Raw genomic sequence first — 10,523 nt, 5'->3', positions numbered from 1 at the left:
CAGTCGCCGGGGCGGGGGGGCGGGCGCCCCCCGCCCCGGCCCGGGCCCCGGGGGGGGGGCCCCGCCGCGTGGACGGGTGGGGCTACTTCGTCCAGCGCTCGCACCAGCCGAGGACGGTGTCGTACCAGAGCTTGCTGTTCTGGGGCTTGAGGACGAAGTGGAACTCGTCGGGGTAGTAGAGCAGCTCGCTGGGGATGCCGCGCAGCTGCAGGGTGTTGAAGAGCTGGAAGGCCTCGCCCACGGGCACGCGGTAGTCCAGCTCGCCGTGGACGACGAGCATGGGCTTCTTGAAGGCGGCGGCGCCATTGCTGGGGCTCTGGGCCTGCCAGCGGGCCTTGGTCTCGGCGTTCTCCCAGGGCCAGCCCTTGAACTCCCAGCGGGGGAACCACAGCTCCTCGCTGCCCACCTGCATGCTCTCGGTGTTGAAGATGCCCGCATGGGTCACGAAGGCGGCGAAGCGGTCGGCCTCGTGTCCGGCCAGCCAGTTGGTGGCATAGCCGCCGTAGCTGCCGCCGCAGGCCACCACGCGCTTGGGATCGGCGTTGGGGAACTGCTTGAGGACGGCGTCCAGGGTGTTCATGAGGTCGGTCATCACGGCGCCGTTCCAGTCACCGCTGATGGCGTCACAGTAGGCCTGGCCGAAACCCGAGGAACCGCGGGGGTTGGGGAGCACGGTGATGAAGCCGCGCCCGGCCCAGGCCTGGGCGTTCCAGCGGGGGTGCCAGCTGTCGGCCCACGCGCCCTGGGGGCCGCCGTGGATGACGAAGGCCACGGGGTACTTCTTGGCGGGATCGTAGCCCACGGGCTTCACCACGAAGGCATGGGCCTTGGTGGGCGTGCCGTTCAGGGGCAGGGTGTCCACCCAGAGGTCCTCGCCGGGGTTGAGGCCCAGCTCCCTGGCCAGGGCTTCATTGTGGTGGGAGGCCCGGGTCGTCGTGCCCGTCTTCAGGTCCAGGGTGTAGAGATCCTGCGGCGTGGTGAGGCTGGTGGAGACCAGCACGGCCCGGTCCTTCGCCAGCGCGAAGCCCTCGATGTGCAGGCCCTTGCTGAGGCGCTGGAGGCCCTGGTCGGTCCACCGGAAGAGGTCCGCGTGGCCCTGCTGGTCGCTGACGCCCACCAGGTCCTGGCCCTGCCACTGGAAGTCGCCGAAGCTCTGATCGAAGGCCTGGGTGGTGCGGACAATCCTGCCGGTGGCGCGGTCCATGACCCACAGCTCGAACTTGTCGGATTCGAAGCCGGGCCGGCGCTGGGCCCGCCAGGCCAGCTGCTTCCCGTCCGGCGAATAGCGGGGGGTGGTGTCCATGGCCGGGTTGTCGGAGAGCTTCCGGGCGGGGCCGCCCGCGAGGGCCACCTCGTAGATCTCGCCGTTGGTGCTCACGGCCTTGGTCTGCTCAGGATGGGATTCGAAGGCCAGGGCTTTGCCGTCGGGAGACCAGGCGAAGGCGTCGCCGGCGGCCACGTCCGCGAAGTTGGGCACGTCCGTGGTGAAGCCGGCCGTGAGGTCCTTCGGGGCGGCGCTGCCGTCGGCGGGGACCACGAAGAGATGGCTCACCTGCTGGTCGTCCTTCCACTCGTTCCAGTGGCGGTACATCAGGTGGGTGATGACGCGGGCCTTGACCTTGTTCTCCTCCTGGCGCTTCAGGTAGGCGGCGTTCTCCGCCTCGTTGCCCGAGGGCACGGTGGTGGAGAGGAAGGCCAGCCACTTGCCGTCCGGGCTCCACACCTGGCCTTCGGCGCCGCCGCTCAGCTTCGTGAGTTGGCGCTTCTCCTTCGTCCCCAGGTCCACGATCCACACCTGGCCGCCGGACTGGTAGGCGAGCTTCTTCCCATCCGGGCTGAAGCGGGGCCGGGACTGGCTGCCGGAGCCCAGGTCGAGGGCCTTGGCCTCGCCACCGGCCGGCTTGTACCAGACGTGGGTGGTGGACTTGTTGGCCTGGAAGTCCACGGTGCCCACCTGGTAGGCCAGGGCGCCGGCGGCGGACAGCTGCGGGTCCGTGACGCGCTTGACCTTGAACAGGTCGTCGACCTGGAGGGGGCGGCTGGCCAGCAGGGGCAGGCCTGCGGCGAGGAGGAGGAGCGGGATCTTCATGGGGACTCCGTGGGTCAGTACTCGGACAGCAGGTAGCGGGCGATGACCGTGCGCTGGATCTCGCTGGTGCCTTCGCCGATGGTGCAGAGCTTCACATCCCGGTAGTACTTCTCCACCGGGTAGTCCTTGATGTAGCCGTAGCCGCCGAGGATCTGCACGGCCTGGTCGGCCACGCGGCAGGCCACCTCGGAGCTGTAGAGCTTGGCCATGCTGGCGGCCTTGGCGTAGGGCAGGCCCTGGTCCTTCAGGCCCGCGGCGCGGTAGATGAGCAGGCGGGCGGCCTCGATCTCGGTGCCCATGTCCGCCAGCTTGAACTGGATGCCCTGGTGATCCGCCAGGGGATGGCCGAACGTGTGGCGGATCTTGCTGTAGCGCAGGGCCTCCTCGAAGGCCCCCTGGGCCATGCCGAGCCCCAGGGCCCCGATGCTGATGCGGCCACCATCGAGGGTCTTCATGGCCTGCTTGAAGCCCACGCCGTCCTCCCCGAGGAGGTTGGCCTCGGGCACCTTGACGTCCTCCAGGATGAGCTCCGAGGTGTCGCTGGCGCGCAGACCCAGCTTGTTCTCCTGCTTGCCGGCCCGGAAGCCGTTCATGCCCTTCTCCAGCACGAAGGCGCTGATGCCGTCCGCGCTGCTGCGGCCGGGTTCGGGCGGCCGGGTGCGGGCCATCACCACGAAGATGTCGCCCACGGTACCGTGCGTGATGAAGGTCTTGGTGCCGTTCAGGACGTAGTGCGAGCCCTCCTTCTTCGCGGAGGTGCGCAGGGAGCCCGCATCGCTGCCGGAGCCGGGCTCCGTGAGGCCCCAGGCCCCGATGGCCTTCCCGCTCGCCAGGGGCTTCAGGTAGGTCTGCTTCTGGCGCTCATCGCCCATGGTGAAGATGTGGTTGCTGCAGAGGCTGTTGTGGGCGGCCACGGTGATGCCCACGGACCCATCCACGCGGGAGAGCTCCTCCACCACCACCGCGTATTCCTGGTAGCCCATGCCGGCGCCGCCGTATTCCTCCGGGAAGATGACGCCCATCATGCCCATCTCGCCCAGCTGCTTCACCACCTCCATGGGGAAGGTCTTGGCCTCATCCCAGGCCATGACGTGGGGCCGGATCTCCTTTTCCGCGAACCTGCGGACCTCCTGGCGCAGGGCCTCGACGTGCTCGGGGAGCGTGACATCCATGGGGACCTCGCTTCAGCGGAGGGTGGCGGTCGTGGTCGTGGCGGCGCGGGAGAGGAGCTGCTTCTTGCGGAGCAGGGCCTCGGCCTCGGGCATCACCTCCAGGGCCTTGAGGATCACCGGGTCCTTCACGCACTGGAGCTTGAAGCCGGCCTCGACGCCGAAGGCGACGTTCTGCATCTCGATGGAGAGCTGCTCCTGCATGGCCTCCAGGTTGTCGGCCCACTCCTTGTCGCTGATGGCCAGCTTCTGCTCCTGGGTCCAGGCGCGGAACCGGGCCATCACCGCGTCGTCGGCGCGCTCGCCGGGCTTGACCCCGAAGCGCTCCTTCTCCTGCACGGCGTAGCGGAAGAAGGCCGAGTGGCGGAACCGGAGGTTGATCATGAACTCGTTGAGGCGGATGAGGGGCAGGGGATAGTCGGGGTTGATGCCGCCGCCGCCGTAGACGGTGCGGCCCAGGTCGGTCTTGAAGGCCGGGCCCTGGGGCTTGGGATCCTTGTCGTCCTCGGGGTTGTAGTAGTCATCCAGGCCGTGGGTGTAGTCGCGCTGGATGCTGCGGCCCGAGGGGGTGTAGTAGCGGGCGGTGGTGAGCGCCAGGCCCCGCGAGCGGTTGATGGGCAGCACGCTCTGGACGAGGCCCTTGCCCCAGCTGGTCTGGCCGATGACGAGGCCCCGGTCGTGGTCCTGCACCGCGCCGGTGACGATCTCGCTGGCGCTGGCGGAACCCCGGTTGATGAGGACCACCAGGGGGAAGGGGTCCAGCTGGGCGCCCTTGCTGGTGCGCGTCTGGTTCTCGTCGCGGCCGTCGCGGCCCTTCTGGCTGACGATGAGCTGGTCGGGGCCCAGGAGCTGGCGGCAGATGCCGATGGCCGCATCCAGGACGCCGCCGCCGTTGCCGCGGAGATCGAGGATGAGCTGTTTCATGCCCTGCTTCTTGAGGCCGGCGACGGCCTTCTCGAACTCGTCGGAGGTGGTCTCGCCGAAGTCCTTGATGAGGATGAAGCCGGTCGTGGGGCCCAGCATGAAGCTGTAGTAGACGCTGTTGGTGGGGACTTCGGCCCGGGGGATGGAGAAGCGCAGCAGGCCGGCGATGCCCGCCCGCTGGATGGCCAGCTCCACCAGGGTGCCCTTCTCGCCGCGGAGCTTCTGGAGGGCGGCGTTGGAGGTCATCCCTTCGGTGCTCGTCCCGTCGATCTCCTTGATGATGTCGCCGGAGCGCACGCCCAGGCGCTCCGCCGGGCCGCCCTTCATGGGGCTGATGATGGCGATGCCCTGGTCATGCTGCTGGATGATGGCGCCGATGCCGAAGAAGGAGCCCTTCTGCTCTTCGCGCAGCAGGCGGAACTCGCTCTCGTCCATGTAGTTCGAGTGGGGATCGAGGGTATGGAGCATGCCCTGGATGGTGGCGTGGGTGATCTGGCGGGGGGTCGGGGGTTCGGGGCTCTGCTTCTGCACCAGGTCCATGACCTCGGTCAGGGTCTCGAGGCTCCGCTGACGGGCGCCTTCCGCGCCGGACCGGGCGAGCAGGGGCCCCGCCACGGCCACGGTGGCGGCCATCACCATCCACATCCAATTGCGCTTGATGAAACGGGCCATGAGGCTCCCGGGGAGAATGCCTCCAGGATACGCCCGGGCCGTTCCGGGGGCGAATGGTGGTTCTCCTAGAACCCCGCGAGGATCCTCTGGGCCACGGGGGCCATGCGTTCGCGGCTGGCCCGGGTGGCGTGGATGACGCTCTCGAAGTGCTGGTAGGCGAGTTCAAGGTCGTCATTGAGGATCAGGTAGTCGTAGGCGTGATACAACTCCAGCTCGTGCCGCGCGTGCTGCATGCGGATGCGGATCTGCTCGTCCGAGTCCTTGCCCCGGCTGCGCAGGCGCTGCTCCAGGGAGGCGGCCGAGGGCGGCAGGATGAAGATCATGCGGGCGTCGGGGATGGCCCGGCGCAGGTTCAGGGCGCCGGTGGTCTCGATGTCCAGCAGCACATCCAGCCCCGTGGCCAGCACGCCATTCAGCCACTCCCGGCCCGTGCCATAGCGCTGGCCGTAGACCTGCACCCATTCCACAAAGCCGCCTTCCCGGACCATGGCGTCGAACCGGTCATCGTCGATGAAGAAGTAGTCGCGGCCGTCCACCTCGCCGGGGCGGGGCTTCCGGGTGGTGAAGGAGATGGAGAAGATCAGGTCCGGCACGGTCTGCACGAGCCGCTGGGTCAGGGTGGACTTGCCCGCTCCCGACGGGGCGGAGACCACGAACACATTGCCGGGATGGTGGATCAAGGGCCCCTCCTCCTCCCACTTTAGCGGAAGCCGGGCTGAGGCCGGGTTCCGGGCGGGGAGGCCCCCGCCCAGCCGGACTGCGACCGGGCCTACAGGAACTCCTCCGGCTCCTCCGGGACGGGTTCCGGCGTGCGTTTGAAGATGGCCGAGGCGCTGCTCCGTCCGTCCATGACGATGTGGACGGGCGCCTCCAAACGGGTGTGCACCAGGCAGCCCGAGCGCCAAGCCTCGGGCTGGCCGCGCAGCCAGTCCCAGTCCAGGAGGCTGGAACCCCGCGGATAGGGCACGGTGAAGTAGCCGATGTTCAGGGACGTCACGTTGTGGAAGAAGTGGGAACCCAGCGAGGCGTCCGCCTGGAAGTTCTCCATGGCGTACTCCACGATCACCTGGGCGCAGGAGATCATGGACCACACGATGGGGATGCCCAGGTGGCGGTCGTTGCTTCCCCACCGGCCGGGGCCCAGCAGGATGTACTTCCCGCCCTCGGCGCGGAAGCGGTCGTTGAGCTTCTCGATCTCGGCGGCCAGGGCCGGCGTCTCGAACTTGTCGAAGCCCTCCGGATCCACCCAGACGATGTCGCGCAGGCCCTCCACGATGCCGTTGCCCACGCAGCGCTCCGAGAAGAGGAAGACTTCGGCGGGATCGAAATCCTCGGGCGAGAGGTTGACGTCGCCGGTTTCCAGGAGCTGGTGCTTGATCTGCAGGAGGGTGAAGGTGGGCTTGCCGTTGAGGGGATCGGGGTCGAGATTCACGGCGAACTCGATCTCCACCGGCGTCTCCATGGCCCCGCGGATCAGCTCCAGCAGGCGCTGGAGGATCTGGGCCAGGGGGAACTGGTCGTACTTGAGGATGTTGCGGAAGTTCACGATGCGGGGGCCCGGATGGTCGAGGCCGTCCTGGATGCGGTCGTCGTTCCAGTCCCAGACGGAGGCGCAATGGTTCAAGGCGCCATCCTTCTCGGCCTCCTGGATGTCGAGGTTGAGCAGCGTCGCATCCTCCCCCCCGTACAGGTCGACGGAGGTCCGGCTCATGTCCAGCGCGTAGAAGCGCTTCTGCGTGGTGCGCAGCTGCTCCTTGGGCGGGATCACGTCCATCTCGGGATAGGGCGGCGCGAAGCGGTAGGCCTTCTCGCCCTCCACGACATACTTGCCGAGCCCCACCGCGATGTTGGCGATCCCGTCCTGGGGCTGGGTGTAGGCCACGGGGTAGTAGTTGAAGGACTGGGCGACGCCGGAGATGTGGGGATAGAAGCGGCTCCCGAAGCGGCGACCCGAGACCTCCTGGACGAGGATGGCCATCTGCTCCTCTTCGATCTTGTAGTCGATGGCCTGGAAGTAGGCGCGGGAGGCCTTGGAATAGACGGAGGCGTAGACCAGCTTGATGGCTTCCATGAGCTGGACTTCGCGCACGGCAGGATCGGGGTCGTTGTTGGGCAGGAAGAAGGTGTTGTAGAGGCCCGCGAAGGGGTGGGACAGGCTGTCCTCCAGCAGGCCGGAGGAGCGCACCGCCAGGGGCACCTTCGCGTGTTTGGTGAGGAAGAGCCGCAGCTTGGCGATCAGCTCCGGCGACAGCGAGCCCATGAGGAAGCGCCGCTTGATGGCGTCGTCGTCGACATCGTCCTGGACCATCTGCCGCAGCCCGTTCCGGTGGATGAAGCCCGTGAACTCCTCCGTGCCGATGATGGCCGAGCGGGGGATGCGGATGTTGGCGCCCGGCGCCAGGCTCTCCAGGTCCAGGCGGGAGAGCAGGGAATGCGTGAAGGCCACGCCGCGCCCCTTGCCGCCCATGGAACCCGGGGCCAGGCGGAGGATGTTGGGTTCGTCCCGGGGCGTGGAGTCCGTGAGGGGCACCACCTTGCCCAGGGTTTTCATGCGCTGCACATAGTCGCCCACGTCGATGAGGAAGGTGCGCATCTCCTCCGGGTCGCGGTAGTCCGAGATGCGGAACCGCGCCAGGACCTTGGCGACCTGGACCTCACCGCGGGCCATGATCCAGGAGGAGAAGTGGTTGCGGAGGGCATGGTAGACCAGGGACTCGGCGGGCACGGTGCGGAGCTTCTCCCGCAGGTCCTCCATGTCCGTGGCCCGGGCGATCTCCTCGCCGGCCGGGTCCCGGAAGATGAAGTCGCCAAAGCCCAGGCGCTCATAGAAGAAGCTCGAGAGCTCCGCACCGAGGGTGTACGAGTTCTTGTTCAGGAAGCCGCTACCCAGGGCCGTGGCCCAGGATTCCTTCAGCGGATCCGAGGACTGGAGCAGGGTCGGCAGGTCGGGGATGCGCTCCTTGAGCGCGCGGATCAGCTTGATGCCGGCCTCGCGGTCCAGGGCGCCGCCCTTGGGGAACTTCCGGTCCGAGATGACGCAGAGCAGGTAGTCCTGGAACTGGTCGCAGAAGGCCATGGCCTCTTCGTACGAGGTGGCCAGGATCACCTTGGGGCGGACGCGCATGGACAGGGTGCGCGTCATGCGGTCCATGTTCTGTTCCTTGGCCAGGCGCGTGGTCTGCTTGAGGATCTCGCTGTAGAGGATGGGCAGGTACCGCGAGTAGTAGCGGATGCTGTCCTCCACCAGGAGGATCACGCGGGTGAGGCCGACCTTGGTGTCATTGAGAACGTTGGCCCGGTCCTCCATGAACTTCACCATGGCCATGAAGATCTCGGGGTTCCCGTTCCACACGAAGATCTGGTCGTAGTGGCGGAGCAGCTCCTGCCGCCGCCGGTCCATGACGCCCACTTCCACGTTGTCGTTGAGCAGCAGGTAGATGGGGATCCGGGGGGCGGCCTTGCGCAGGGCCCGCGACAGCTCCACGTGCCCGCCCTGGCCCAGGCGGCTCATGACGATGATGATGTCGAAGTGTCGGCTGGCGCAGCGCTCCAGGGCCTCGTCCACGGTGGACACGTTGGTCACCCGGGGCGGGTTGCTCATGTTGAGCTGGTAGTAGCCGTCGAAGAGGATCTCCGTCAGCAGGCCATCCTGCTCCAGGGTGAAGGCGTCGAAGGCCGGGGCCACCAGGAGGATCTCCCGGGTGCGCAGGGGCATGAGCTCGTGGAAGATCTCCTTGTCCGTCGCGTATTTGTGGAAGATCTCATTGAAGTCGCGACTGAACATCCAGAGCTCCTGACAAAATCCCACGCCGCCGCGCGAGGGGTGCTGAGCGAGCGAGGCGAGGAACGCGAGTCGAAGCGTAGCAGGCACTACGCGCGACGAGCGTGACGAAGCATCGAGAAGCCCACCACCCCTCGCCCCGAGGGATGAAGCCCGGCGGGCGCCCCGCGGCGTCAGGCCCCTTGAACGATGTCCCGCATCGCCCCGCGGGTCCTTCCTTTCGGTGCATCCCGCCTGGCTTCATCGCGGCATCGTCGGATTTGGTTAGGAGCTCTTAGGGCCCCCGGTTCCCCGCAGTTTACTGGCCTGGGCGCAAAAAAGGGGGACCGCTCGCGGTCCCCCTTTTCGTGCCTTGGCGAAAAGCCATCAGCGATTACACAAGCCCCTGGTCGATCATGGAGTCGGCCACCTTGATGAAGCCGGCAATGTTCGCGCCGTTCACGTAGTTGCCGGGGGTGCCGAAGCGCTCCGCAGCCTCCGCGCAGGACTTGTGGATGTTGATCATGATCTGGTGCAGGCGGGCATCCACTTCCTCGGCGGTCCAGCCCAGGCGCATGGAGTTCTGGCTCATCTCCAGGCCCGAGGTGGCCACGCCGCCGGCGTTGGAGGCCTTGCCGGGGGAGAAGATGATCTTGCCGGTGTTGGCCTGGAAGAACTCCACGGCATCCAGGGTGCTGGGCATGTTGGCGCCCTCGATCACAGCCTTGCAGCCGTTGGCCATCAGGTTCTTGGCCTCGTCGAGGTTCAGCTCGTTCTGGATGGCGCAGGGCAGGGCCACGTCCACCTTCTGCTCCCAGGGGCGCTTGCCCGCGTGGAACTGGGCGGTCTTGAACTTCTGGGCGTAGGGGGCCACGGACATGCGGTCGATGCGGAGCATCTCGGTCATGTACTCGATCTTCTCGCCGCTGATGCCGTCCGCATCGTAGATGTAGCCGTCGGGGCCGGAGATGGTGACGACCTTGGCGCCCAGCTGGGTGGCCTTGGTGACGGCGCCCCAGGCCACGTTGCCGAAGCCGGACACGGCCACCTTCTTGCCCTGGATGCTGTCGCCCTTCGTCTTCAGCGCCTCTTCGGCGAAGTAGACCACGCCGTACCCGGTGGCTTCGGGGCGCACGAGGCTGCCGCCCCAGTACTGGCCCTTGCCCGTGAGCACGCCCGTGAACTCGTTGGCCAGCTTTTTGTACATGCCGAACATGTAGCCGACCTCGCGGCCGCCCACGCCGATGTCACCGGCGGGCACGTCGGTATCGGCACCGATGTGGCGGAAGAGCTCCATCATGAAGGACTGGCAGAAGCGCATCACTTCGGCGTCGGACTTGCCGTTGGGGTCGAAGTTGGAGCCGCCCTTGCCGCCGCCCATGGGCAGGCCGGTGAGGCTGTTCTTGAAGATCTGCTCGAAGCCCAGGAACTTCAGGGTGTCGAGGGTGACGTTGGGATGGAAGCGGATGCCGCCCTTGTAGGGCCCGATGGCGCTGCTGAACTGCACGCGCCAGCCCGGATTGACGCGGATCTGGCCCTTGTCGTCCACCCAGGGCACGCGGAAGCCGATGGCGCGCTCGGGCTCCACGATGCGCTCGAGGATGGCGTTCTTCTTGTACTTGGGCTCCTTCTCGAGGACCGGGGCCAGGGAGTGGAGGATCTCGGTCGCGGCCTGGATGAACAGGCTTTCCCAGGGGGCCTTCTTCTTGAGGCCCTCAAGGACTTCATTGACGTACTGGCTCATGGTTCCTCCGGGAAGGAAGGGGGTGTGAAGGCGGAGCCGGGGCTCCGGTCGGAATGGGGGTCTTGGGTGTGGATGCCGTTGCGCCCGTCCCGAGGCTGCCGCGGCGTGGTTCAAAGGCCGGAAACAGGACGACATGACTCTAGCCGCAGGAACCTGACCGGGCGA

6 protein-coding genes are annotated in these 10,523 nt (G+C 67.2%); all 6 read right to left on the bottom strand.

Translation table 11 applies throughout. The annotated features are described in order from the left end of the window. Nucleotides 1–82: 82 nt before the first annotated feature. The 6 genes from MLE43_RS05055 to gdhA all read right to left on the bottom strand — a co-directional run bounded on the left by MLE43_RS05055 (nucleotide 83) and on the right by gdhA (nucleotide 10,358). Nucleotides 83–2,089, bottom strand: coding sequence for a S9 family peptidase (locus tag MLE43_RS05055; RefSeq protein ID WP_243302387.1), 2,007 nt, complete (start codon nucleotides 2,087–2,089; stop codon nucleotides 83–85). 14 nt (nucleotides 2,090–2,103) lie between these two features. Beyond that, nucleotides 2,104–3,261, bottom strand: a complete 1,158-nt coding sequence (locus MLE43_RS05050; protein WP_243302386.1) for an acyl-CoA dehydrogenase family protein — start codon at nucleotides 3,259–3,261, stop codon at nucleotides 2,104–2,106. A 12-nt stretch (nucleotides 3,262–3,273) separates the two neighbouring features. Continuing rightward, the gene (locus MLE43_RS05045) at nucleotides 3,274–4,854 is read right to left on the bottom strand and encodes a S41 family peptidase (RefSeq protein ID WP_243302385.1); all 1,581 of its coding nucleotides are present in this window, start codon (nucleotides 4,852–4,854) and stop codon (nucleotides 3,274–3,276) included. 65 nt (nucleotides 4,855–4,919) lie between these two features. Continuing rightward, on the bottom strand, nucleotides 4,920–5,531 hold the full coding sequence (gmk, locus tag MLE43_RS05040; RefSeq protein WP_420843174.1) for a guanylate kinase: 612 nt from the start codon (nucleotides 5,529–5,531) through the stop codon (nucleotides 4,920–4,922). Between the two features lie 92 nt (nucleotides 5,532–5,623). Beyond that, complete coding sequence (locus tag MLE43_RS05035) at nucleotides 5,624–8,638, bottom strand: PEP/pyruvate-binding domain-containing protein (protein ID WP_243302383.1); 3,015 nt, start codon at nucleotides 8,636–8,638, stop codon at nucleotides 5,624–5,626. A gap of 370 nt (nucleotides 8,639–9,008) precedes the next feature. Further along, the gene (gene gdhA, locus MLE43_RS05030) at nucleotides 9,009–10,358 is read right to left on the bottom strand and encodes an NADP-specific glutamate dehydrogenase (RefSeq protein ID WP_243302382.1); all 1,350 of its coding nucleotides are present in this window, start codon (nucleotides 10,356–10,358) and stop codon (nucleotides 9,009–9,011) included. Between the last annotated feature and the right edge of the window lie 165 nt (nucleotides 10,359–10,523).

The sequence above is a fragment of the Geothrix oryzisoli genome (assembly GCF_022808865.1).
GTDB lineage: Bacteria > Acidobacteriota > Holophagae > Holophagales > Holophagaceae > Geothrix > Geothrix oryzisoli.
The sequence above is the reverse complement of the archived record's forward strand: the minus strand, read 5'-3'. Positions and strand labels throughout refer to the sequence as shown.